The sequence below is a fragment of the Kushneria pakistanensis genome, assembly GCF_014652795.1.
GTDB lineage: Bacteria > Pseudomonadota > Gammaproteobacteria > Pseudomonadales > Halomonadaceae > Kushneria > Kushneria pakistanensis.
In genome coordinates this window covers 667686-692539 of the sequence record NZ_BMZM01000002.1, presented here as the reverse complement: position 1 = coordinate 692539, position 24854 = coordinate 667686, and the positions used below count along the sequence as shown (strand labels likewise).

Sequence of the window (24854 nt, the reverse complement as noted above, 5' to 3'; positions counted from 1 at the left end):
TATAAAAGTTTAAACCGCGCTCAACTTTGTAAAGGCAGGCTGTGGATTAATTTCTGCCAGGAGCGTTAAATAGGACCAGATTCATACCATTTTGAGGTGCACTCATGACCAGTGAACGACCCAAGCGAATCGATGCGACCGATATCTACCACACTACCCGTGCGGTAAGACATTGCAGTCTCGACCCCTCCATTCGCTGTCTGGCAGAGCTTCGTACCTCGCAGATCAACGGCGGCTGCGACAACTGCGAGAATCTTCGCGTCAGTGAGGCCGAGGCACTGGGCATCGATGCCGACAAGCTTCGTGAGCTGGCACGCTGGGCCGACTCCGACCGCTTTACCGCCCGCGAACGTGCCGCGCTTGCCTGGTGTGAATCCTTTACCCATTTCCGCCCGGTCGATGCCAGCACTCGCATGATGGCCATTAATACCTTCTCCCCGCGTGAACTGGCTGACCTGACGCTGGCCATCGAACTGACCAGCACCATGTCACGTGTGGCCCGTCACATGGACAGCGACGTCCGCTTCGGCTGATCGCCTCTGGGCGGCGCAATCCGCTGCCCTGATTTGACCTGGATCAGACCCCGAGCATGGCGATGCTCGTAGCATGGCACCATCACCGCCTGCCACGAGCATCGCCCATGTTGTCATCTGCTCCTCGCCCCGCTTCTCCCGATGCCCTGTTTGCTCCGGACGCTGCCTTGCTTCAGCGTTATGACGGTGCCGGACCGCGTTATACGTCCTACCCGCCCGCCACGGCCTTTACCGATCATTTCGGTCCTGACCAGCTGACGCAGGCGCTTTCGCGCAGTAATGCCCCCGGCCGCGCACTGTCACTATATGTGCATATCCCCTTTTGTCGGCGCATCTGCTTTTACTGCGGCTGCAACCGTATTGCGACCCGCCAGACCGCGATGGCTGAACCCTATCTGGAGCGGCTGACCCGCGAGATGGCCCTGATGCGTCGTCATCTGGACGGTGACCGTATGGTCGAGCAGCTTCACTGGGGCGGCGGCACCCCGACCTTTCTCAATCTGGATCAGATGAGTCGGCTGATTGATACCCTGGGTGCGCACTTCACCCTTTCCGATCGTCCCGACCGCGACTTTGCCATCGAGATTGATCCACGCGAGGCCAACGTTTATACCCTGCGTCATCTGCAATCGCTGGGTTTCAATCGCTTGAGCCTTGGCGTACAGGACCTGAATCTGCGCGTGCAAAAGGCCATCAATCGGGTTCAGCCGCGCGAGCTGAGCGAGAACCTGATTGATGAAGCGCGTCGACTGGGCTTTCGCTCGCTGAATCTGGATCTGATCTACGGCCTGCCCCATCAGAGCGTGGCCAGTTTCGCCGATACTCTGGATCAGATCATCGACATGGCTCCGGCTCGGCTGTCCATTTTCAACTATGCCCATCTGCCCGAGCGCTTTCTCCCTCAGCGGCGCATCAACAGTGCCGATCTGCCGGATACGGCCACGCGGCTGGCCATCCAGTGCATGACGGTGACAAAGCTGACGCAGGCCGGCTACGTGCATATCGGCATGGACCACTTCGCAAGACCTGACGACAGCCTGGCGGTGGCACAGCGGGAAGGGCAGCTGCAGCGCAACTTCCAGGGCTATACTACTCATGCCCACTGTGACCTGATCGGTCTGGGGGTATCAGCCATCAGCCAGGTCGATGATACCTATGCCCAGAACGCGGCCCAGCTGGAGGCCTGGCAGGGCGCCATTGATAGCGGGCAGCTCGCGACCTGCCGCGGGGTGCGTCTGAGCGCCGATGACCGCCTGCGTCGTCACGTGATTCATCGCCTGATGTGTGACATGCGCCTTGACATTGACGCCATTGAAGCCACCTTTGGCATCAACGTGTCATACTATTTTGAAAACGTGTTTGAAAAGCTTGCCACCTTTCGACGAGACGGCCTCATCGAATATGATAAGCACTCGCTGATGGTGACCCCCATGGGACGACTGTTGATACGCCAGCTGGCCATGGCCTTTGATACCCGCTTGACAGCCGAAGGACGCCAGCGGTTTTCGCGCATCCTCTAGGGGATGATCGATCGGCAGGACTGACTCCCGATGCTGCCACCGGCAAGGGGAGACAGGCACCGGCAGCCTTTTCTCAAAGTGTCCGGTGTCTCACACACATGCAAAGGAACATGCCAGGTCAATGAACACTTCTCATCTTCACCAGACGCGCTGCCAGACCTGCTCGCTGAGTTCGCTGTGCCTGCCGCTTTCCCTGTCTCTTGATGATGTTGAACAGTTCGACACGATCGTGCGGCGGCGGGCGCCGCTGACCCGCGGCGAAACCCTTTACATGCAGGGCGAGACCTTTGAAAACGTCTACGCCGTACGCAGCGGCAGCCTCAAGCAGACCATCATCGAGGCCGACGGTGAGGAGCAGATCACCAGCTTCTATCTGCCCGGTGAACTGGTAGGGCTCGACAGCATCGACAGCGCCACCCATCCGGGGTTTCTGACCGCTCTTGAGCGCACCACGGTCTGTGAAATTCCCTTCAAGCGCCTTGAAAGCCTTTCCGAGCATCTGCCCGAGCTTCGCCATCAGCTCTATCGCTGCATGAGCCGTGAAATCGTTGATGACCGCCGCCTGATGCGTCTTTTATCCAGCAAGACGGCCGATGAACGCCTGGCAAGTTTCTTTCGCAATCTCTCGGTACGCTTTGACCGCTGCGGCCACAGCGCCGAGCGCTTTCGCCTGCCGATGTCACGCAGCGATATCGGCACCTATCTGGGGCTGGCGATTGAAACCATCAGCCGCGTGCTGGGGCGCTTTCAGCAGCAGGGGCTGCTCAACATCCAGGGCCGTCACGTGGAGATCGTGGACATGGCCGCCCTGAGCGAGCGCGCCGGCATCATTGCGCCCTGCTGTGGCGAGCGCCATCTCGCCTGACCCGACCACAAAAAACGCCCCGACAGGGTCGGGGCGTTTGTATTCTGTCGTCGTGTGATGCGTCTGTCAGTGCGCTTCGGCGACCACTGCGGGCTCGCTGACCACGTTTTCTTCGCGCAGCGCCTCGAGAATCACGTCACGCAGGATAGGCAGGTGCGAGCCTTCCAGATCACGCACGGCACTGACCAGTGTCAGCCGACGCTGACGTGCCTGCGCCAACAGCGGTTCGAGATCACCCGGGTTGAGCTCCAGACGATAGCGGCGTTCAAAGGTCGTGCGATCGATTCGACCACTTTCCCATGCATGTCGCAGGCGACGTGATGGCGCCACCGCGCGGTACCATTGCTCGACAGAGAGCTCTTCTTCCCGCTTGCCGCGTGGCCATACCTGATCCACCAGCCAGCGCGCACCATCATGATGCGTTGAATGCTGATATACCCGCTTGAGGCGGACATCGCCAATAAGCATATTACCCCCTGACATCATGTTCCCAGAGCTGGAAGCCCTTCTTCTTTTTGAGGTTTCAGCCAGCCAAGAATACACCGGGTGCCAGGTCGTTTCACGCAGGAAGGACGGCTCGGCACAGTCGGCCCATACCAGGATCTCCCATACCCCGTGTCACGGCGGGATAGCGCTTTCCCCCTGCAGCGGCCAGGTCTCAGGCAGACGACGTCTGATCGTCATACCACGCCAGAATGGCGCCGGCCACGTCATCAGGATACTCCTCATGCACCGACAGCCGCCCGTGGGGCAGCGATACCGTAATGACCTGCGACAGCGCCCCCAGCGCGCGCATCTCGGCGCGTGAGCGCGGCGGCATATTCTCGGTCATGATCAAAAGCGTGCGGGCACTGGCGCCCTTGAGTGCCGCCACGCATGCCTCGCGACTGCTGAAGGGATCCACCCCGCCGGTCACGAAACGAATCGAACCGTGGCGGGCACCCGGCGTGCGGGCCACGCGACGCTTGGCGGCCAGGCGCTCTCCTGACAGCCAGTTCGGCGCTTCATAAACGTGCTCCCCGGCCATACGGCGCAAAAACCAGTCGCTGACGTTGAGCCGATAGATGCCTGCCCCGACCAGGGGGCGGTCAAACCAGGCGCGAAGGTGACCAAACCAGGGCTTGTGCTCACCGGCCATGGTCGGCAGCGGCCCACGCCAGGTGGGCGCGACCAGCACCAGCCGATCGGCAGCGTCGGGATGCTCCTCCAGATGCCGGATGACCATACCCGCGCCATGACCGGCAGCGATGATCATCTCGGGCAGAAAGACGACCTCATCAAGCAGGTAATCGATAAAGGCCGTGAGCATGCGCGGCTCGGTCTCCATGAAGGGCCGCGGGCGGTCACCGAACCCCGGCCAGTCCACCGAGAGCGTGGTAAAGCGCTCGGCGAGCACGGCCTGCAGCGCCTCCATTTCATGACGCGTCGAAATGCTCGACAGCGCCGGCAGCAGCAGCACTTCCGGGCCCTGCCCGCGGCGGGTCACGCCGACCTCGATGGGCAGCCCGCCCCACTCCCAGTGAAGCGTCTCTTCTGTCACGTTGTTGCTCATGTCGTTGCCTCTCATTACCTGAGCGTCTTGCGCCGCCGAGGGCCTATCATGACACAGATCATCATTACCCACGCCGACGCGCATGCCCGACCATCGTCATCAAATTGTCATCACACCGACACAAACTTGTCTGACATGATCTGTCACCCACTAACAGGAACGCTGATATGCAGATGCTGGCGCTTTACAGTATCAAGGGAGGAGTGGGCAAAACGGCATCGGCCATCAACCTGGCCGCGCAGGCCAGTCTTGAAGGGCAGCGGGTATTGATCTGGGATCTGGACCCGCAGGCGGCAACCACCTTTTATCTACGCAACAAGCCCAGGATTCGCGGCGGCGGCGTGGAGAAACTGGTCAAGGGCAAGGCCACACTCGACAAGACCATTCGCGACACCGACCTGCTTCACCTGGATCTGCTGCCGGCCAGTCTTGAATCGCGCGAGATGGATATCCTGCTGGAAGGCCGCAAGGCAAGTCGCCTTCGCAAGGTGCTCAAGCCGGTCAGCGATGACTATGATCTGATCATTCTGGACTGCCCGCCCGGCCTGACCACGCTCTCGCAGCAGGTCTTTTCCAGCGTGGATGCCCTGCTGGTGCCGGTGGTACCGACAACGCTGTCGATGAGAACCCTGACCCAGCTGCAGCAATATCTGGACAAGGAAAATATTGCTACCCCGCTGTGGCCCTTTCTGACCCTGGTGGACCGCCGTCGCAAGCTGCATCAGGAGAGCATGGAAAGCTTTCGGCAGGCGTGGCCAACCCATCTTTCCGCCAACATTCCCTATGCCAGCACGGTCGAGCAGATGGGCAGCCATCAGGCTCCACTGGCGCAGTTTGCGCCGCGAACGGCCGCCGCCGTGGCCTATCGCAATCTGTGGGAAGAAATATCAAGGCGCCTGTAGACAAAAACATGCAGGGCCGGCGCGAGACGCCGGCCCTGCGGGTGCGCCCTTATTGACCGGCCATACCCCAGATGCCGCTCAGCGAGCCCAGAAGATTATTGGAAACGCCTTCCTGGCCCAGATAGTTGAGCATGACCGGCGCAAACTGGCTGACCATCCCGGCATCCATGCCCAGCATGCTGAAGGCGCTTGAGGTCAGCGACGATGTGTTGCCGCCCTGGCCGTTGCCGCCCATGCCGGAGAGCCTTGACAGCATCGACTGACTGCCGGACAGCGCCTGAGCGCTGGAGAGCAGCCCGTCCACGCCCGGCGCCTGGTTGGAGAGCTGGTTGAACTGATCACCGCCCAGCTGGCTTTTGGCCGCCGCCAGCAGCGCCGCCGACCCGCCAATGGCCTGGGTCTTGCTGACACCCAGCTGCCCGGTCAGCTGCTCAATGAGCTGCGAGGCCTGGCCCAGGTTGTTATCGGTTGTGCCCACCACCGCGGCCTGCTGCTGACGCGGCGCCTTTTCCAGATTCAGAAACTGGCCCAGCTGTGAAGAGAGCCCCTGCTGCTGCGGGTTCGGCTGCGTTGACGGCTGCGCCTGTGGCGCCTGCGTGTTCTGGCTGTTCATCGCCTCCATGGCCCGATTGACATCATTTAGATTAAACGCCAGCGCCGAGGTCGACATACCCACCATGCCCACGCTTGCCAGTACTGCGATTGTCTTTTTCAACGCTGCTCTCCTGCAAGGGACGCGCCAGGGGCTGACGCGCCCGAAAATGTTCATCCCTGCGCGGTTGGACAGGCAGGCAGCCGCGAGGTTCGGCCGCCACCATCTGAAATAACCGTGGATTGTCTGATTGTTTGCACCATTGCCCCGGACAAACATCGGTATCATGACCGGCGTTATCAGCCAGGAACCCGTCAACATGACCGTCATGACTCGCACACTTGTGATGACCCTTTTGCTGGCCGTGACGCTGGCAGGCTGCAGCTATCAGCCCGCCCGCATCAGCCCAAAGCCGCCGGTGATCATTGATGATGGTCACCATGGCCATGGCAAGGGTAACGGTAATTTCTGTCCACCCGGGCAGGCCAAAAAGGGCAACTGCTGAGACAGCGGCGCCTTCGGGCGCCGTTTTTATGTCCTCAGGGCAATACGCACCGCGCGTTCTGTACCAGACTCTCACCACACTCGGGAGTCATGCCATGTCCAACCACACCTCAACAACACAGCGTTCACCCGGGCGCGTGTCGTTTTTGCTGGTCACCTTCGCCTTTCTGATCGCCATGCTGGGCACCACCCTGCCCACCTCACTCTATCCGATCTATCAGGACCGGATGGGCTTTTCACAGATCACGACCACCGTGATCTTTGCTGCCTACGCCGTGGGAGTGATTGTCGCGCTGATTAGTTTCGGCAGCTGGTCGGATCAGCTGGGACGGCGCCGTTTATTGATGGCCGGGCTGGTTCTGGCCGTGATCAGTGACCTGGTTTTTCTTTCCAGCCCCGAGCTGGCAGCACTGCTGACCGGCCGGGTATTGTCAGGACTCTCGGCCGGCATCTTTACCGGCACGGCCACGGTAGCCGTCATTGAGCAGGCCCCATCCGAGTGGCAAAAGGGCGCGACGCTCACCGCCACGGCCACCAATGTGATGGGTCTCGGACTGGGGCCGCTGGTCGCCGGCGTGCTGGCCCAGTACGCGATCTGGCCGCTGCATCTGCCCTACGCCCTGCACATCGTGCTGTGCGTGGTGGCGCTGGCCGGGGTGTGGTGGGCGCCGGAGACGATCGAACGTCCCGCGCGCGTGCGCCTGCATATTCAGCGGCTGAGCGTGCCCGATGAGGTGCGCAGCGTTTTCGTGCCGGCCGGCATTGCAGGCTTTGCCGGCACCGCCGTGCTGGGGCTTTTCACCGCCGCTGCCCCCTCCTTCGTACAAAAGACCCTGTCGATCGACAATCTCGCCATGATCGGCGTGGTAGTCATCACGCTCTTTATCGCCTCGGCGCTGGGCCAGGCAGGCATGCGCCTTATTCCCGAACGCCAGCGCCTGACCAGCGGTTGCCTGATTCTGGCTGCCGGCGTGCTGGTGGTGGGCAGCGCCATCGGCACGGCCTCGCTGGGTCTGATGCTCGCCGGGGCCGCCATGTCGGGCGCCGGTCAGGGACTGACCCTGCGCGCTGGCCTGGGCGAGGTAGTGGGCGCATCCCCGAAGGATCAAAAGAGCGAGGTCACCTCGACCTACTTCGTGGTCATCTATGTGGCGATCTCGCTGCCCGTGGTGGGGCTGGGCGTGACGGCGGCCGCGACCAGTCTGGTCACGGCCGGCATTGCCTTCTCCCTTATTGTCGCGGCACTGGCGCTGACTGCCATGGGCCTTTTGATCCGGCGCCAGCACCGCGAAGGTTGATACCGACGCCCTACACCAGCAGGGACAGCGCGAAGGTCCACAGGCAGGCATACACCAAAAGCGCCAGACTAAAGCGCAGCGTGGCGCGCATGATGTCGGACTCATGACCGACCAGCCCGACAGCGCCTGCCGCAATGGCAATCGACTGGGGCGAGACGACCTTGGCCATGACCCCGCCGGCAGTATTGGCCGCCACCAGCAGTGTCTGGCTGGTGCCGATCTGACCCGCCGTCACGGCCTGTAGATGAGCAAACAGCACGTTGTTGTTGACCACCGAGCCGGTAATGAACACGCCCAGCCAGCCGATCACCGGGGAGATCAGCGGAAAGACCCGTCCGGTCTCGGCCAGCGCCAGCCCAAGCGTCGAGGATGTGCCCGAGAAGTTGGCAACATAGGCCACCGCCATCACCAGACAAATGGTCGCCAGCGGGCGCCAGAGATCGCGCATGACGCTTAAAAGCTGATCCAGGCTCTGGCGCAGCGACAGGGTTTTCGAGGTCAGCGTGGTCACGATCACCGAGAGCAGAATGGCCGTGCCGGCCGCTCCCAACAGCTCGATCTTCCACAGCGCCGCCAGCGCATGGGGCGCCGTGACGATGGGCGGCAGCTCCTGCACCTGCAGATGAAGCCCCGGAATCGGCAGCTGCAGGACAGTGGCAGCCAGTGCTCCGCCCGCTGCAAACAGGGCCCGAAAGGCCGGCAGGCTCCACACCATGATGATGGCAGTCAGGATATAAAACGGTGACCAGGCCAGCAGCACGGCCTTGAGCGGCCAGCGGGTGGCACTGACCGGCGGCGCACCGGGCTCGCGATAGATGTGTTTCGGCCGCCATACCCGCATGAACAGGGCCAGCGCGCCCATGGAAAGTAACGGTGGCACCACATCCACCAGCTCCGGGCCGAGCAGAAACAGCACCAGCGCCTGACTGCCCGAAAAGAGCACGCCCACCAGCAGGACCACCGGCCAGGTCTGCTTCAGCCCGCGCCAGCCGTCCAGAATCATCACCAGCATGGCCGGAATGAACAGCGTGGAGAGCTGCAAAATGGCGATCAGCATCGGCGCCAGCGCGCTTGTGGTCACACCGCCCTGCTGCGCTCCGACAATGACGGGAATACCGATCGCCCCATACGCACCGGCCGCAGCATTGGCCACCAGGCACAGCATGGCCGCGCGGATCGGCTTGAAGCCCAGCTCCACCAGCAGCGCGGCACAGATGGCGATCGGCACGCCAAAGCCTGCTGCCCCTTCGAGAAAGGCGCCGAAACAGAAGGCAATCAGCAGCACCTGGATGCGCTGGTCTTCCGATATGGTCGCGATACTGCCGCGAATGATCTCGAACTTGCCGCTTTTGACCGCTACACGATAAAGCCACACCGCCATCAGCACGATATAGCCGATTGGCCAGAGCCCGTTGGCCACGCCCAGAAGGGCTGCCATCACTGCCTTTTGCAGCGGCATGCCAAAAAGCCACAGCGCCATCATAAGGGACAAGCCCAGCGTAATGGCGGCTGCCGTCAGCGCCTTGAGCCGGAACACGGTCAACGCCAGCAAAAAGAACACCATGGGTACAGCCGCTGCCAGCGCCGACAGCAGCGGCTGATTCAGCGGATCATAGAGCTGTTGCCACATGAGCAGATCCTCCGGGGATCAATCCTTTCAGCGCGAGGCGCCGTCGCCCTGCATCAGGGCATTGCTGCAGGGGGCGCCACGTGTCAGGCAGACCAGGTTGTTGAAGGTGACCTGGGCGATCTCGCGCAGGGCCTCGACCGTAAAAAAGCCCTGGTGGCCGGTGACCAGCACGTTGGGAAAGGTCATGAGACGTGAAAACACGTCGTCATCAATGATCTCCGAGGAGCGGTCCTGAAAGAACAGGCCGCTTTCCTGCTCGTAGACATCGATGGCCAGCGCCCCGAGCTGGCGTGACTTGAGCGCCTCGATCACCGCACAGGTATCGATCAGCGCCCCGCGGGAGGTATTGATCAGCATCGCGCCGGGTTTCATGCGCTCAAGCGACGCCTCATTGATCAGGTGATGGGTGGCATCAAGCAGCGGGCAGTGCAGTGACACGATGTCGGACTGCGCCAGCAGCGTATCGACATCCACGATCTCGCCGATGGCCTCAAAGCCTTCGGCCGGGAACGGGTCACTGCCCAGCACCCGGCACCCCAGCCCCTTGAAGATACTCGCCGTGGCAAGGCCAATGCGTCCGGTGCCGACAATGCCGACGGTTTTGCCATGCAGGGTCATGCCCAGCAAGCCATCAAGGGCGAAATTGCCCTCGCGCACCCGGTTGAAGGCGCGATGGGTATGGCGATTGAGCGTCATGGCCAGCGCCAGGGCATGCTCGGCGACGGCTTCGGGGGAATAGGCCGGCACCCGGGCGACAAAAAACCCGAGCCGCTCGGCGGCGGCCAGATCAATGTTGTTGAATCCAGCGCAGCGCAACACGACCGCCTTCACGCCCATGGCGGCCAGTGCTTCCAGCACGACCTCATCCAGCACGTCGTTGACGAACACGCACACGGCGTCGCTGCCCTCGGCCAGCGCGGTGGTCTGACGCGACAGGGCGACCTTTTGATAGATCAGATCAAACGCCTCCTCGGCGAAGCCCTCGAGTCGGGCTTCTTCAAAAAAACGTTCATCGTAGGGCTGGGCACTATAAAGCGTTACTTTCATGATGCGCTCCACATGACGGCTGCTCTGGTGAGCCACTGCCTACGACTTTAGCAGGGGGTGCGATGACGGTTTTGATACAGGGCAAATTGCCGGGCAAAAGCGGCGTACGTACCCGTCCGGGCACCATCCTGACGCATCATCCGACCGATATCAGCCGACGCGACACAAACCATGGCCAGGCGATGATGACTGTGCCCCTGACAGTCCGGCCTCCCGGGCGTTAGGCTATCGCTCCCTTTCAGTCATGACCGGAGCCTGTGCATGCGCACTGATGCGATCGAGACCGCGCGCCATACCCTGAACACGGTCTTCGGCCTTGAAGACTTTCGCACCGGCCAGGCCCCGGTCATCGAACGCGTCCTGGCCGGGCGCTCCACGGCGGCCATCTTTGCCACCGGCGCCGGCAAGTCGCTGTGCTATCAGCTGCCGGCGCTGCACCTGCCGCATCTGACGCTGGTCATTTCGCCGTTGCTGGCGCTGATGCAGGATCAGCTCGCCTTTTTGAAATCCCGCGGCATTGCCGCTGAAAGCATCGACTCCACCATGGACCGCGACGCCGTGCGCGAGGTCATGACGCGCGCGCGCCAGAACGAGCTGAAGATTTTGATGGTGTCGGTCGAACGCCTTCGCAACGAACGCTTTCGCCACTTCCTTCATCAGGTGCCGATTTCCCTGATGGTGATCGACGAGGCCCACTGTATCTCCGAGTGGGGCCATAACTTTCGCCCGGACTACCTGCGCCTGCCCGAGTATCAGCGCGAGTTCAATATCCCCCAGGTACTGCTGCTGACCGCCACGGCCACACCCGGCGTCATCCAGGACATGCAGCAAGGCTTTGCCATTGCTTCTGACGATGTGATCACCACCGGCTTTTATCGTCCCAACCTGAATCTGCAGGTGCGCCCGATTGCGCAACACCAGCGTGTTGATGCACTGATCCAGTGGCTGGCGCCGCAGCAGGTGGTGGGGCAGGAAGCGCCGACCATTATCTATGTCACTCTCCAGCAGGGGGCGGAGACGCTGGCCAGGGCGCTGGCCGCGCGCGGCATTCGCGCCCGCGCCTACCACGCAGGTCTTGCTGCCGAGATACGCGATGAGATCCAGCAGCAGTTCATGCACGGTGAGGTGCCAGTGATTGTCGCGACCATTGCCTTTGGCATGGGCATCGACAAGCGCAACATTCGCAACGTGGTGCACTTTGACCTGCCCAAGTCGATCGAGAACTACAGCCAGGAGATCGGCCGGGCCGGCCGCGACGGTGCTCCCTCGACCTGTCTGATGCTGGCCGGTCGCGACGGGCTGGGCGTGCTGGAAAACTTCACCCATGGTGATACCCCCGAGCGCGAAGGCATCCAGCGGGTGCTCGAGGAGATTCAGGCGGCCGGGCAGACGCCGCAGCGCCAGTGGCCGGTCGTGATGAATACGCTTTCGCGGGACAGCAACATCCGGGCACTGCCGCTGAAAACCCTGCTGGTGCGCCTTGAAATGATGGGAGTGATCGCGCCGCGTTTTACCTATCTGGCTGAATACCGCCTGCGCTACGAGATGCCACCCTCAGAGCTTGCCGCAAAATTTGAAGGCGAGCGCGCCGATTTCATCCGACTGGTGATCGACAACATCCCCATTGCGCGCACCTGGGGCACGGTGGACTTCGAGCGAGTGCATCAGGCCGGCCAGGCCGCCGGTATTGATGCGACGCGCTCGCGCGTGATCACGGCGCTGGAGTACTTTCAGGACAAGGGCTGGGTAGTGCTGGAAGGCAAGCGCATGACGGATGTCTTCGAGGTCTGCCAGCCCGATATTGATCCGGTGGCCATGGCGGGGGAGCTGCACGAGGGCTTTTGCACCCGTGAGCAGGCCGATATCGAGCGACTCTCGCAGATGCTCTCGCTGTTTGAGACCGACACCTGCCTCTCCCGGCGTCTGGCGCTGCACTTTGGCGATACACGCGTGCCGGCGCAGTGCGGCCACTGCTCGGTGTGTGACGGCCATGTGGCGCGACTGCCGGCGCCGCCCGCCCCTGCAGCGCTTGATGAACTCGACTTCGATGAGCTGGCAGAGCCCTTTATCGAACGCCATCAGGCGCATTTCCAGCGAGCACCCACGCCCGAGCGGGTCACACATTTTCTCTGTGGGCTGGCCATGCCGGTGTTCACGCCTCTCAAGGCAAGAGGGCTCAGAACATTCGCCGCGCTGGAGGGCCATTCATACCCGCAGGTGCGGGCATGGGTCGAGGGGCATTTGAATGCGAGAGGCTGACAGGCGCCTGCCGCTGATCCATCACCCGGGCTATACGTTCGAGTGGCCCGAGCGCCACCCTTTCCCGATGGCCAAGTTCCGCGCCCTGCGCCAGTGGCTCTCGGCGCAGGGATTTGATGATGACCCGCTGATCGACTGGGTCACGCCGACGCAGGCGACCAGTACCGCGCTGCTGCGCGCCCACACGGAAGCCTGGTTGCAGGCCTTCTATCTGGGTGACAGCGACCCGATGGCCAGAAAGCGCAGCGGCTTTCCCTGGTCGCCGCAGCTGGTCGAGCGCACCCTGCTGGAGGTGGGCGGCACGCTTTCAACGCTGCGCGCCGCGCTCGAAACAGGCCTTGCCTGCAATACGGCCGGCGGTACCCATCACGCCTACCCCGATGCCGCCAGCGGCTACTGCCTGCTTAACGATCTGAGCGTGGCCGCCCATGAGGCGATGGCCGTCCACGGCATAAAAAGCATCCTGATCATCGACTGCGACGTGCATCAGGGCGACGGCACCGCGTTTGCCTTTCGTCATGATCCGCGTGTGTTCACCTGCTCGATTCACGGCGCAGACAATTTTCCGTTTACCAAGCGTTCGAGCGATCGGGACATTGCCCTGCCCCGTGGTACGGATGATGCGGCCTATCAAGACGTGCTCGAGCAAGAAATCCCCGACCTGCTGGATCGCCTGCGCCCCGAACTGGTCTTTTATGATGCCGGCGCCGACGTGCACGCCGGTGACCGGCTGGGGCATTTCGAGCTGAGCCTTGAGGGCATCTACCGGCGCGATCTTTTCGTGTTGCGCGAGTGTCGAACGCGCCATATCCCGGTCGCGGCCGTGATCGGCGGGGGCTATGACCGCAACCTGGCCGCACTGGCCGAGCGTCATGGCCAGCTGTTTCTGGCGGCGCGCGAGATGTTGCGTCAGACGTAAAAAAAGCGCCGGGGCATGGCCCCGGCGCGTTTCATCACACGTGCATTGCGACTGTCATACAAGGCGCCTCATCACTGCGCCGCCGGCCCGCGCACGCCGGTGACAAAGCCATCCGGGCGAATATGCGCGCGGAAGGCTTCCTGCACTTCTTCGGGCGTGAGCTTCACGAACTGCTCGGCGGCGCGGGTGGTGGCGTCCAGCGGCTTGTCGCTCATGGCAAGGCCCAGCAGCGAGGCACTGATCGCGCCATAGCTGGCCTCCTGCATCGGCATGGCGCGCAGCAGGATACTCTTGGCCCGATGCAGCTCATTGTCACTGACCGGCTCGTTTTGCAGGCGCCTGAGGTTTTGCACAATCAGCTCGCGTGCCAGAACGGCTTTCTCCGGATCGCTGCCATAGCGGACGTTAAAGCGCCCGCGGTTGGCCTTGAGGTCCAGATTCGAGCTGACGCCGTAGACCAGTCCACGCTGCTCGCGCAGGGCCTGATGCAGGCGCGAGGCAAAATCACCGCTGAGAATCTGATTGCCCAGAAACAGGGCAAATCGCTCGGGGCTGTCACGGGTCACATCGATCAGCTGTGACAGCGTGACCTGTGACTGGCTGGCAGCATTGTCGGGGGTGTTATAGGCCCCCGGGCCGTTGAGCGGCACTGCCGGGTAATCCACTTCGGGCGTCACCCCCTGCGCCTGCCAGTCACCGAAGTAGCGCTCGACCTGCTCGCGTACCTGCTCGGGATCGACATCGCCGACCACCACCATCGTGGTCATGTCCGGGCGTGAAATACGCGCAAAATACTGCTTTACGTCCTCAAGCGTGATGCGCTCAAGCGACTCGGGCGACACCTGACGCCGCTGCGGGTCGTCCTCGGGCAGCAGTGCCTCGAGCATGGCGTTGGCGTTCAAAAAGCCCGGGCTTTTCAGACTGCCGGGAAGCGCCTGAGCGTTCTGCTGCTTGATGGTATTAAAGGCGTCCTCGGAGAAGTTCGGGTTGCGCTGATGCTCGGCCAGCAGTGCCAGGCCTTCATCAAAACGTGCCCCTGGCACGACCAGCCCGAAGCGGGTGCCGGCGCCCTCTTCGGCGCCAAGCGCGTCCACCTCGGCGCGCAGCGTCAGGCGATCGCGCGACTGGCTGCCGTAGCCGTAAAGGCCTTCCAGGATATCGCTGACCCCTTCGAGCCCTTCAGGCGTCTGCATGTCGGCGTTGGTCTTGATGGCGCCGCTGACCATGACGCGATCGCTGGCCGTCTCGGGCTGGACGATCAGATGCAGGCCGTTATCCAGCCGGTAGTCCTTCGGGTCAAGCGTCGAGACTGGAATATCGAGATTGTCAAAGGCGTGCGCCGCCCAGGGCGGCAGTTCAACCGGGCCGTCAGGCGTTGTGGTCAGCTCTTCGGGCTCACCGTAGCCCTCACTGCTGGTAGGCGCGCCGGAGGCCTCCGGCGTCAGCACGGCGGTAATGGCATGCTCGGGCACCAGCAGCCTTTTGGCGAGCGCGTTGACGTCATCGACGGTGACCGCTTCATACTGCGCCTTCATGTCCTGCGGAGAGTCAAGACCGCGCTTGATCAGGGCATCGGACCAGGTGCTGGCCAGCCCCGAGACCGATTCACGGCTGGCATCCACGCCTGAAATGATCCTGCGCCTTGCCGCCTCGACCAGCGAGGGGTCGACCCCGTTTTTGATCACGTCATCGATGATGGCGCGCATACGTGCCTGAATGGGGGCCGGATCACCACCCTGGGGAAAGACGCCAACGGCCATGGCCAGACCCGCATGGGGCTGCAGCTGACCGCCCATGCCACCGGCCAGCGCCGTGCCGTCGTAGCCCATGGCGGACAGCTCGCCGCGCTCGGAGCCCATCGCTTCCAGCAGCACCTGGGTGGTGGCAAAGTCCTCGTCCTGCAGCCCGGGCGTGCGCCAGCCCATGTAGATCGACCCATAGGGACTGTTGGTAGGCAGCTCGATGGTGCGCGCCGCGACCGGTTTAAAATCAAAGCCGGGGCGCTCGGGCAGCGCCCTTTCGGGGATATCACCAAACAGCGCCTGCACGCGGGACAGCGTCTTTTGCAGATCGACGTCACCGGCGATCACCAGCGTGGCGTTATTGGGCACATACCACTGATCGTGGAAAGCCTTCAGATCAGCCGCGGTCGTGTTGTCAAAGGACTCACGCGTGCCCAGCGGCGTCCAGGCATAGGGTGTGCCGCGATAAAGCTCTTGCACCAGCTGGGTGTAAAAGCGAAAGGCCGGATTGGACAGCGACCCCGAGACCTCCTGGCTGATGGCGCCGCGTTCCTGCGCCCAGTCTTCCTCGCTCATGTCGATGGCCTTCATGCGTGAGGCCTCGATATGCAGCGCCACGTCCAGATCATCGGCCGGCACGGTGAAGTGATACTGGGTGCGATCATTTTCGGTGAAGGCGTTCATGTTGCCGCCCAGGTTGGCCGAAATGACCGAGAGCTGATCCTTTGAAAGCCCCGGGCCGCCGCGAAACATCATGTGCTCGACGGCGTGCGCCGTGCCGGGAAATTCGCTGGAGGCTTCACTGGCGCCCACGTGATAGTTGACCTGGGTGGTGACCACCGGCGCCAGGTCGCTGTGCACGATCACGACCTCAAGGCCGTTGTCGAGGGTGGTGCGCAGCACGTCATCCTGTTGATCCTGCGCCTGGGCCGCCCCCATACCGGCCATGACCAGACATAACCCGGCCAGGCCGCGCCCCGAGCGAGACAGGCGCGCACGCCATAAAAGGCCGACGTTACCCATGATGGCTGTTAACTGCATGCCCATTGCTCTCCAAAACATTGCCTCCCGACACGTCGACGTTGCTGCGCGGCGGCCCCGGGGGCCGTCTCATTGGCCACAGGGGCGACGCAGGAGGTGATGACGCCATGAAAAAGAGCGCCCGCAGGCGCTCCATGAATTCAGCCACAAGGCTAGCTGGTATGTTCGCTCGGCTGCGGCAGCGCCGGCAGTGAGCGGTCCAGCAGCTCCACGCTTTTGCGATAGTAGTGCTGGCTCTTGCTGTGCTGGCCAAGGCTTGCGTAGAGCCTTGCCAGCTCGGCACAGGCCACGCCGCTCGGGCGCTGGCGATGGCTGGCCTCGAAGTACTCCTGCGCCTTGCCCCAGTAGGCGTTGCGCAGCGACAGCCGGCCCAGCGTCATCAGAAGTTCCGGATCGTTGGGACGCTCCTGCAGCCACTTCTCGGCGGTGACCAGCTGACGCTCGGGCTCGACCGACAGCAGCCCGTAGTGGGCCACCAGACGGCTGTCCCAGCGATTGCGCAGCGACTGGCGAATCATGCTTTCGGCCTCGGCAGCGTCATTGCCGCGCTCGAGAATGCTGGCCTGCAGCAGTACCAGGTCTACCTCGCCCTTGAGCGTTTCAGGCATCTCGGCCCAGAGCGTGCGGGCCCGCTCGGTATCCTGCTGCTGGCCGGCCTGGGTCAGCAGTGCCAGATAGGTGCGTCGCTCAAGCACCCGGCGTTCTTCCTCGCTGATCAGATCATGGCGCTCAAGCTTTGGCAGCAGCCGGCGCAGCCCTTCCCAGTCTTCCACGTTGAGATAGGCCTGCTTGAGCAGCTTGAGCACCTGCGGGTGCTCCGGCATCTGGGTGTGCAGCCGGGTCAGGGTGGCGAGCGCCTGTTCGGACTGCTGACGATCCAGCATCATCTGCGCCTGTACCAGCCCGACGGCACTGTCGGCGCCTTCGGTGCTGTGATGCGCCTTTTTCAGAAGCTCGTCGGCCTGCTCGTGACGGCCCTGATAATGGGCGGCCAGCGCTGCCGAGAGATAGTTGACCAGCGGCGTGGACGAGTCCTGCGCCGAACGGGTCAGTGACTGTTCGGCCCGCTTCCAGCGCCCTTCCGCCAGGGCCACCAGTCCCTTGACGGTACGGTGCATGGCCTGGCGATTGCGCGTACGGGCATTCCAGAGCTTCATGCGGCTGACCGGGCTACGCAGGCGCCAGAGCAGACGCAGGATAAAGTGCAGCACCAGAAAGAGTGCAAACAGCAGCAGCATCCCGAACCAGAAGGAGGTCTGCAGCGAGATGTCGCCAACCCGAATCAGGATATAGCCCGGCGTGGACATCATCAGCTGGCCGATCAGCGCACCGGCGGCCAGCCCGACGACAATGAACAGGATCAGCTTTCTCATGAGGACGCTCCCTGACCGTTGCGACGGGCATCCTGCAGCTTGTTGAGGGCTTCAACCGAGCCGCTGATATCAGGCAGCTCCGGGCTGATGTTGCGCTGGCCCAGCTGGTTGAGCTGATCGCGCACACGCTGGACATTGCTGTCTTCGGTGCGGAAATAGGTCGTGAGCAGCGAGCCGGCACGCTCAAGACTTTCACGGTAGATCTCTTCGTTGCTGCGCATCAGCCCCAGCTGGGCCTGTTCGAGCAGCAGACGCACATTCTGGCGCAGATAGCCCTCCTGCGCCGGCGTGATCAGGGCTTCCAGCGGCTCGTCATGACGACGTACCGTGACCAGATCCTTGAGCTGGGTGCCCATGCGGGAGAGTTGCTCGCGCCAGCCGCCGGTAAAGAGCGAGCCATCATCCTGCTGCGCAGCAAGCGCTTCACTCTCCTGCGAAAGCGGCAGCTCTTCGATGCGATTGGCCATGGCCGACAGGGTCAGGAACAGACCGTTTTGATCCACGTCCGGCAGGCTTTCAAGCTGAGAAAGCTCCGAGGCAATCGCGCGACGCACCGGCAGCTGGGCCGGGTTATCGATCTGTTTCAGGCGCTGATCGGCGGTCTGCAGAAGCGAACGCGCGCCGTTGATGTCGCGCTCAAGCTGCAGGCGCTGGTTGGCCATGCGCAGCAGATATTCGATCTCGGCGTTTTGCCACTGACGCTCGTCGGTCTGCTGACTGCGTGTGAGCTCTTCCATCACACGTGACAGTGCCTGATCGTTTTCTTCAAGCCTGGATTGAAGCGAGCTGATGCGCTGATCGCGCGAATCCAGCGCGCCGGAGATTTCGCGGGAGGACTGGCTGCTGCCTTGCTGGACCTGATTGACGTCCTGGCGCAGCTGATCCATCTCATTGCGCTGCTGTTCAAACAGCCAGGCGCCAAAGCCGATGGCAGCAAGCGACAGCAGCAGCAGGACAAGCAGAATGGGCAGCAGGATAGAGCGACGTCCGTTTTTCTGACGCGGCCGGTGTTCCGGGCGCATGTCACCGGGCTCAAACGGCCGGCCACTGCTGCTGACACCGGCGCCCGATGAGGCGGTGCCGGTCATGTTGCCGGTGCGGGTGCTCTCGCCGGTAACAGCGGCATTCTCTGCCGCACCGCCCGTGTCGGTGCCGACATTCGTCGGCGCACCGTCAGAAGGCGTGCTGTCAGAAGAGATGCTGCGATTGTCGTTATCGTTTTCCTGCTTGCTCATTTATCGCTGCCCTTTTTTTAATCGGGTATGCCCGGCGCCTGCTGCCAGGCCACTGCCGAGGTCTCTGCCAATGTCTGCGGCGTGGCATCGCCGGCAATGAAAACACATTCGAAGTGATACCTGCCTGCCATTGTAGCCAATCGCTGGCTGGAAACGACCAGTGGCCGCTGTCGAGTGGCCGGCGTACACCATTGATCAAGGTACTCGAGCTGCTCCTGACTGGTCACGATCAACAGCGCAAAGTCACCCCGCGAGAGCAGCGCGCATGCCGCTGCCTCGGGCGGCTGCAGCCGACGCTCATAGAGTGCCAGCCGTGACACCTCTGCGCCACGCTCGACAAGCGTCTGCTCGATCAGTTCGCGCCCGCCATCTCCCGAGACAAGCGCAACACGCGTGCCACCAATGGCCTGAAGGCCCGGCATCGCCAGCAGCGCCTCGCTGGCACTGCCGCTGCCCGGTGCCGGGGCGCTGACATCAACCCCCAGGCCTGCTTCCAGCACGCTGGCCGTGCTGACGCCGGTGGCATGAAAATCGATGCCGACAGGCAGCTGGGGCCAGCGTGACTCGATGGCCTCGACCAGACAGGTCGCGGCAAACGGACTGGTACAGATAACGTGGCGAAAGTTGTCCAGATCATACAACAGCGTGCACTCATGTGGCGCCGGCTCGCGCGCGACCAGGGTCATGATATTCAGCGACCGGGGCACGAGACCTGATTGCGCAAGCGCCTGCTCAAGTGCCTGAGCCCTCGCCCCGGGACGGGCAATCAGGGCGATGGCATTACCTGTCGGACACGAATGAGGCATGTCAGGCACTCAGCGGGGCGGGCGCTCATCGGCGTAGACGGCATCCAGAATGGCGCCGGCGCCACGGGAAAGCAGCTCTTCTGCCACCTCGATGCCCAGCGCTTCGGGGTCATCGGCGGGGCCACGCGCCTCGGCGCGAATGACCTGGGAACCATCCGGGGCACCGACCAGCGCACGCAGCCACAGGGTCTGGTCATTGTCTTCCAGCACCGCATAACCGCCGATGGGCACCTGGCAGCCGCCTTCAAGGCGCGTATTCATGGCGCGCTCGGCCCGTACACGAAGGCTTGAGGACTGATCAATCAGCGGGGCGATCAGGGCGCGCAGCGTGTCATCGTCGGTGCGACATTCGATGCCCAGCGCGCCCTGGCCGCAGGCTGGCAGCATGACTTCCGGCGCCAGCTGATCGGCAATGCGCATGCCCAGATTGAGCCGTTCAAGCCCGGAAGTCGCCAGTACGATGGCATCAAATTCGCCGGCATCAAGCTTGCCCAGGCGCGTCTGCACGTTGCCGCGCAGGCTCAGCACCACCAGATCCGGGCGGGCAGCGCGAATCTGCAGGGCGCGACGCAGGCTGGAGGTGCCCACGCGTGCGCCCTGCGGCAGGGCGTCGAAATTCGGGTAGTCGTTGGAGACAAAGGCATCCGTGGGCGCGCCGCGATCGAGGATGGCGTGCAGGCCAAGCCCTTCGGGGAAGCTCATTGGCACATCCTTCATGGAGTGCACGGCAATGTCGGCAAGGCCTGCCAGCATGGCCTCCTCGAGTTCCTTGACGAACAGTCCCTTGCCGCCAATCTTGGCCAGCGGCGTGTCCAGAATGCGATCACCGCGCGTGGACATGCCTACAAGCTCGACCTCAAGACCCGGGTGCAGGGCTTCGAGACGAGACTTGACGTGTTCCGCCTGCCACAGGGCGAGCTGGCTCTTGCGGGTGGCGATTCTGATCGTGGCTCTGTCGGACACGAGCGCTCCTGTAGAGGTCAAAACGAGGGGGTACATGATAAAGCAGTCGTGCCCGGCATAAAAACAGTCATTGCAGCCGCCGTGGCGCGCGTGGCGTGCCGACAGGCCATCGACTTCTTGTTACACTGACCCGCCCATGGAGGCGGCAAGTCGCCGGCCTCCCGGTCCCGACCCTTTCGATGCAGGATCGCCAGCAGATGACGAACACCACCAATCAATCCTGGGGCGGTCGCTTCAGCGAGCCGACCGACGCCTTCGTGGCGGCCTTTACCGCCTCCATCGGCTTCGACCAGCGCCTTTATCATCATGACATTCGCGGCTCGATTGCCCATGCCACCATGCTGGCGCGCGTGGGCGTGCTGACCGATGACGAGCGTGACGCCATCGTCGGCGGCCTCCAGGAGATCGAGGCCGAGATCGAGCGTGGCGAAATCGAGTGGTCCGTGGCGCTTGAAGACATTCACATGAATATCGAGGCGCGTCTGACCGACCGCATCGGCATTGTCGGCAAGAAGCTCCATACCGGGCGTTCACGCAACGACCAGATTGCCACCGACATTCGCCTGTACCTGCGCGATGGCATCGACGCGGTCTCAAGCGAGCTCTCGCGCCTGCGAAAGGGCCTGATCGAGCTGGCTGAACGTGAAGCCGATACCATCATGCCGGGCTTTACCCACCTGCAAAGCGCCCAGCCGGTGACCTTTGGTCACCATCTGCTGGCCTGGCAGGAGATGATCGCCCGCGATCAGGAGCGCCTGCTGGATGCCCGCAAGCGGGTCAACATCATGCCGCTGGGTGCCGCGGCGCTGGCCGGGACGACCTATCCGATCGACCGTCACGTGACCGCCGAGCTGCTGGGCTTTGAGCGCCCCGCCGAAAACTCGCTGGATGCCGTCAGCGATCGTGACTTCGCCATCGAATTCACCGCCTTTGCCAGCCTGTTGATGATGCACCTGTCGCGCATGAGCGAAGAGCTGGTGCTCTGGACCAGCGCCCAGTTTGATTTTATCGACCTGCCGGATCGCTTCTGCACCGGCTCTTCGATCATGCCGCAGAAGAAAAACCCGGATGTGCCGGAGCTGGTGCGCGGCAAGACCGGACGCGTCTACGGTCACATGATGAGCCTTCTGACCCTGATGAAGTCCCAGCCGCTGGCCTACAACAAGGACAACCAGGAAGACAAGGAGCCGCTCTTTGACACGCTCGACACCGTACTGGGCTCCCTGCGCGCCTTTGGCGACATGATCCCGGCGGTTCGCGCCAGGAGCGACAACATGTACGCTGCGGCCAGGCGCGGCTTTGCCACCGCCACGGATCTTGCCGACTACCTGGTGCGCCAGGGCGTGGCCTTCCGCGATGCCCACGAGATCGTCGGCAAGGCGGTGGCCTTTGGCATCGAGCAGGGCCGTGATCTTTCCGAGATGACGCTTGAAGAGCTTCAGCGCTTCTCCAGCCACATCAATGATGACATTTTCGACTACCTGACCCTGGAAGGTTCGGTGGCCGCGCGTAACCATATCGGCGGCACCGCCCCCGATCAGGTCCGCGCTGCCGCGCAGCGTGCCCGCGAGGCACTGGCCCGCCTTCCCGAGTCGGCCCCTGACCATGAGGATCACGCGTAATGACCCGCCTGATACCCGCCATGATGACCGCGCTGGTGCTGGCCGGCTGCGGCCAGACCGGCCCGCTGTATATGCCCGATGACCAGCAGTCCCGCGAGCGCTACGACCCGCAGGGCGCCTATGACAATGCCGGCAGCGATGCCGAACAGGGCACCGGCTCGACAAGCGATGGTCCGGGCACCTCGACAGGTACGGCACCGGCGCAGACCTCCGGCGTTCCCGAGGGTGACAGCCGCCCCGAGACCACTACGGCAGGCACGACCGGCGGTGCGGCCTCGACCGGCGCGCCTGCCGCGCCGTCCGTTTCCGGTCAGGGGGGCTCATGAGCACGCATTTTGTCTGGCACGATGAGCAGCTTCACGTCGAGCAGCTGCCCCTTTCAAGCGTCGCCGAGCGCTTTGGTACGCCGTGTTATGTCTACTCGGCAGCGGCCTTTCGCCAGCACTTTCTGGACTACGCTCGCCCGCTTGAAGGCACGCCGCATCTGATCTGCTACGCGCTCAAGACCAACTCGAATCTGGCCGTACTCAATCTGCTGGCCCGCCTTGGAGCGGGCTTTGACATCGTGTCTGTCGGCGAGCTTGAGCGAGTACTCGCTGCCGGTGGCGACCCGGGTCGGGTGGTCTTTTCCGGCGTGGGCAAGCGCATTGATGAGATGGCGCGGGCACTGGAAGTGGGCATCAAGTGCTTCAACGTGGAATCCGAAGCAGAGCTGGAGCGCCTCAACCAGGTCGCCGAGGCGCGCGGTCAGGTGGCCGCGATCTCCATTCGGGTCAACCCGGATGTGGATGCCCGCACCCATCCCTACATCTCCACCGGGCTCAAGGACAACAAGTTCGGCATCGCCATTGCCGATGCCGAGCGCGTCTATCAGCGCGCTGCCGAACTGACGCACGTCAATCCGGTAGGCATCGATTGCCATATCGGTTCCCAGCTCACCGAGCTCTCGCCCTTCCTGGATGCGCTGGATCGCCTGCTCACACTTTATGATCGCCTCTCGGATCAGGGCATCCACATCGACCATCTGGATCTGGGTGGCGGTCTGGGCGTGGATTACGCCGGCGAGACGCCACCGCCGGTGGCGGACTATATCGCCGCCCTGCGCCAGCGCATCGGTAGCCGCGAGGTCGAGCTCATCTTTGAGCCCGGCCGCTCGATTGCTGCCAACGCCGGCGTTTTGCTGACCCGGGTCGAGTATTTAAAGCCGGGCGAGACCAAAAACTTCGCCATCGTCGATGCCGCCATGAACGACCTGATCCGGCCCACGCTCTATCAGGCCTGGCAGAACATCACCCGTGTGGACCGACGCGAGCCGCGCGAGACGAAGCCCTGGGATATCGTCGGTCCGGTGTGCGAGTCCGGTGACTATCTGGGCAAGGATCGTGAGCTTGCCGTTGCACCGGGGGATCTGCTGGCGGTGCACTCCACCGGCGCCTACGGCTTTGTCATGGCCTCGAACTACAACACTCGGTCGCGTCCGCCGGAGGTCATGGTGGTCGGTGATCAGATGCATCTGGTGCGCGAGCGCGAACCGCTGGCCACGCTCTGGGCCGGTGAAGCACTGCTACCGGAAGCGGCCATCGCACCGCGGGGAAATCAGACCTCATGATGCTGCATTTCACCAAAATGCACGGTCTGGGCAATGACTTCATGGTGGTCGATCTGGTCACCCAGCGTGCCCGGCTTGAGCCCGAACGCATCCGCGCACTGGCTGACCGTCGTTTCGGTATCGGCTTCGACCAGCTGCTGCTGGTCGAGCCGCCGTCACGCCCGGACATGGATTTTCGCTACCGCATCTTCAATGCCGACGGCAGTGAAGTCGAAAACTGCGGCAACGGCGCCCGCTGCTTTGCCCGCTTCGTGCTGGATCAAAAACTCACTGCCCGGCGCGAGATTGCCGTGCAGACTGCCGGCGGCAATCTGCTGCTGAAGGTGGCCGACGACGGCCGGGTGCGCGTCGACATGGGCACGCCGCGTTTCGCTCCGAACGAGATCCCGCTGACGGCCGACACCCAGAGCCACGATTACGCCCTGGACGTTGACGGGCAAACGGTGCATCTCGATGCCCTGTCGATGGGCAATCCGCATGCCGTCCTCGATGTCGAGAGCGTGGCGCAGGCTCCCGTGACCACGCTGGGCCCGTTGATCGAGGCGCACCCGCGCTTTCCCCGGCGCGTCAATGTGGGTTTCATGGAAATCGTGTCACGCCAGCAGATCCGACTGCGCGTCTTCGAACGCGGCGTGGGCGAGACCCTGGCCTGCGGCACCGGTGCCTGCGCCGCCGTGGTCAGTGGCATTCGTCGTGGCCTGCTGGATCAGCACGTGGGTGTTACCCTGCCCGGCGGATCACTGAGTATTGAATGGGCGGGTTCGGGACAGTCGGTCATCATGACCGGTCCGGCCGAGCGCGTCTTTGACGGACGTATCGCTGTATAGCCCAGTGTTGTATCG

22 protein-coding genes are annotated in these 24854 nt (G+C 62.9%); 12 read left to right on the top strand and 10 right to left on the bottom strand.

Features of this window, described 5'->3' with window-relative positions; all coding sequences use genetic code 11:
* Positions 1 to 104: 104 nt before the first annotated feature.
* The 3 genes from IE123_RS08570 to fnr all read left to right on the top strand — a co-directional run bounded on the left by IE123_RS08570 (position 105) and on the right by fnr (position 2918).
* Positions 105 to 533 carry a carboxymuconolactone decarboxylase family protein gene (locus IE123_RS08570; RefSeq protein ID WP_189517095.1) on the top strand — a complete coding sequence of 143 codons (429 nt, stop codon included), beginning with the start codon at positions 105 to 107 and terminating at the stop codon, positions 531 to 533.
* 107 nt (positions 534 to 640) lie between these two features.
* A complete protein-coding gene (hemN, locus tag IE123_RS08565; protein WP_189517093.1) occupies positions 641 to 2053 on the top strand; it encodes an oxygen-independent coproporphyrinogen III oxidase in 1413 nt (470 codons plus the stop codon).
* 121 nt (positions 2054 to 2174) lie between these two features.
* Positions 2175 to 2918 carry a fumarate/nitrate reduction transcriptional regulator Fnr gene (fnr, locus tag IE123_RS08560; protein WP_189517091.1) on the top strand — a complete coding sequence of 248 codons (744 nt, stop codon included), beginning with the start codon at positions 2175 to 2177 and terminating at the stop codon, positions 2916 to 2918.
* Between the two features lie 66 nt (positions 2919 to 2984).
* On the opposite strand, the gene IE123_RS08555 is transcribed toward fnr, so the two are convergent.
* Complete coding sequence (locus IE123_RS08555) at positions 2985 to 3386, bottom strand: DUF488 domain-containing protein (RefSeq protein WP_229819669.1); 402 nt, start codon at positions 3384 to 3386, stop codon at positions 2985 to 2987.
* 190 nt (positions 3387 to 3576) lie between these two features.
* On the bottom strand, positions 3577 to 4470 hold the full coding sequence (locus IE123_RS08550; RefSeq protein ID WP_189517088.1) for an alpha/beta fold hydrolase: 894 nt from the start codon (positions 4468 to 4470) through the stop codon (positions 3577 to 3579).
* Positions 4471 to 4637: 167 nt separating this feature from the next.
* Here IE123_RS08550 and IE123_RS08545 point away from each other — a divergent pair, with 167 nt between their 5' ends.
* Positions 4638 to 5372, top strand: a complete 735-nt coding sequence (locus IE123_RS08545) for a ParA family protein (RefSeq protein ID WP_189517086.1) — start codon at positions 4638 to 4640, stop codon at positions 5370 to 5372.
* A 49-nt stretch (positions 5373 to 5421) separates the two neighbouring features.
* Here IE123_RS08545 and IE123_RS08540 read toward each other — a convergent pair whose 3' ends face one another.
* A complete protein-coding gene (locus IE123_RS08540; protein ID WP_189517084.1) occupies positions 5422 to 6087 on the bottom strand; it encodes a DUF2780 domain-containing protein in 666 nt (221 codons plus the stop codon).
* 196 nt (positions 6088 to 6283) lie between these two features.
* On the opposite strand from IE123_RS08540, the gene IE123_RS08535 reads away from it, so the two are divergent.
* Both IE123_RS08535 and IE123_RS08530 read left to right on the top strand, forming a co-directional pair.
* Entirely contained in the window at positions 6284 to 6469 is a 186-nt protein-coding gene (locus tag IE123_RS08535) for a hypothetical protein (protein WP_189517963.1), read from the top strand.
* Between the two features lie 94 nt (positions 6470 to 6563).
* Positions 6564 to 7766, top strand: coding sequence for an MFS transporter (locus IE123_RS08530; protein WP_189517082.1), 1203 nt, complete (start codon positions 6564 to 6566; stop codon positions 7764 to 7766).
* Between the two features lie 10 nt (positions 7767 to 7776).
* On the opposite strand, the gene IE123_RS08525 is transcribed toward IE123_RS08530, so the two are convergent.
* Together IE123_RS08525 and IE123_RS08520 are read right to left on the bottom strand one after the other, a co-directional pair.
* Positions 7777 to 9396: an L-lactate permease gene (locus tag IE123_RS08525; RefSeq protein ID WP_189517080.1), complete on the bottom strand. Its 1620-nt coding sequence runs from the start codon at positions 9394 to 9396 to the stop codon at positions 7777 to 7779.
* A gap of 27 nt (positions 9397 to 9423) precedes the next feature.
* Positions 9424 to 10443, bottom strand: a complete 1020-nt coding sequence (locus tag IE123_RS08520) for a 2-hydroxyacid dehydrogenase (RefSeq protein WP_189517078.1) — start codon at positions 10441 to 10443, stop codon at positions 9424 to 9426.
* Between the two features lie 261 nt (positions 10444 to 10704).
* Here IE123_RS08520 and IE123_RS08515 point away from each other — a divergent pair, with 261 nt between their 5' ends.
* Both IE123_RS08515 and IE123_RS08510 read left to right on the top strand, forming a co-directional pair.
* A complete protein-coding gene (locus tag IE123_RS08515; RefSeq protein ID WP_189517076.1) occupies positions 10705 to 12702 on the top strand; it encodes a RecQ family ATP-dependent DNA helicase in 1998 nt (665 codons plus the stop codon).
* Positions 12689 to 13621, top strand: coding sequence for a histone deacetylase family protein (locus IE123_RS08510; RefSeq protein ID WP_189517073.1), 933 nt, complete (start codon positions 12689 to 12691; stop codon positions 13619 to 13621). The genes IE123_RS08515 and IE123_RS08510 overlap by 14 nt, the downstream gene beginning before the upstream one ends.
* A 71-nt stretch (positions 13622 to 13692) precedes the next feature.
* Here the strand turns inward: IE123_RS08510 and IE123_RS08505 are convergent, their stop codons facing one another.
* From IE123_RS08505 to hemC, 5 genes are all read right to left on the bottom strand, one after another.
* A complete protein-coding gene (locus IE123_RS08505) occupies positions 13693 to 16404 on the bottom strand; it encodes a M16 family metallopeptidase (protein WP_229819668.1) in 2712 nt (903 codons plus the stop codon).
* 152 nt (positions 16405 to 16556) lie between these two features.
* Positions 16557 to 17777 (bottom strand): heme biosynthesis protein HemY, encoded by a 1221-nt coding sequence (locus tag IE123_RS08500; RefSeq protein WP_189517071.1) that lies wholly within the window; start codon positions 17775 to 17777, stop codon positions 16557 to 16559.
* The gene (locus IE123_RS08495; protein ID WP_229819667.1) at positions 17774 to 19012 is read right to left on the bottom strand and encodes a uroporphyrinogen-III C-methyltransferase; all 1239 of its coding nucleotides are present in this window, start codon (positions 19010 to 19012) and stop codon (positions 17774 to 17776) included. The genes IE123_RS08500 and IE123_RS08495 overlap by 4 nt, the downstream gene beginning before the upstream one ends.
* 17 nt (positions 19013 to 19029) lie before the next feature.
* Positions 19030 to 19818 carry a uroporphyrinogen-III synthase gene (locus tag IE123_RS08490; RefSeq protein WP_189517069.1) on the bottom strand — a complete coding sequence of 263 codons (789 nt, stop codon included), beginning with the start codon at positions 19816 to 19818 and terminating at the stop codon, positions 19030 to 19032.
* A gap of 9 nt (positions 19819 to 19827) precedes the next feature.
* A complete protein-coding gene (gene hemC / locus IE123_RS08485) occupies positions 19828 to 20781 on the bottom strand; it encodes a hydroxymethylbilane synthase (protein WP_229819666.1) in 954 nt (317 codons plus the stop codon).
* Positions 20782 to 20978: 197 nt separating this feature from the next.
* Here hemC and argH point away from each other — a divergent pair, with 197 nt between their 5' ends.
* From argH to dapF, 4 genes are read left to right on the top strand one after another with little or no spacing between them, the layout of a single operon-like run.
* Positions 20979 to 22403, top strand: a complete 1425-nt coding sequence (argH, locus tag IE123_RS08480) for an argininosuccinate lyase (RefSeq protein ID WP_189517065.1) — start codon at positions 20979 to 20981, stop codon at positions 22401 to 22403.
* Positions 22403 to 22729, top strand: coding sequence for an LPS translocon maturation chaperone LptM (lptM, locus tag IE123_RS16360; RefSeq protein WP_189517063.1), 327 nt, complete (start codon positions 22403 to 22405; stop codon positions 22727 to 22729). The genes argH and lptM overlap by 1 nt, the downstream gene beginning before the upstream one ends.
* Positions 22726 to 24012: a diaminopimelate decarboxylase gene (lysA, locus tag IE123_RS08470; RefSeq protein WP_189517061.1), complete on the top strand. Its 1287-nt coding sequence runs from the start codon at positions 22726 to 22728 to the stop codon at positions 24010 to 24012. The genes lptM and lysA overlap by 4 nt, the downstream gene beginning before the upstream one ends.
* Positions 24009 to 24839, top strand: a complete 831-nt coding sequence (gene dapF / locus IE123_RS08465; protein WP_189517059.1) for a diaminopimelate epimerase — start codon at positions 24009 to 24011, stop codon at positions 24837 to 24839. The genes lysA and dapF overlap by 4 nt, the downstream gene beginning before the upstream one ends.
* The last annotated feature ends 15 nt before the right edge of the window (positions 24840 to 24854 follow it).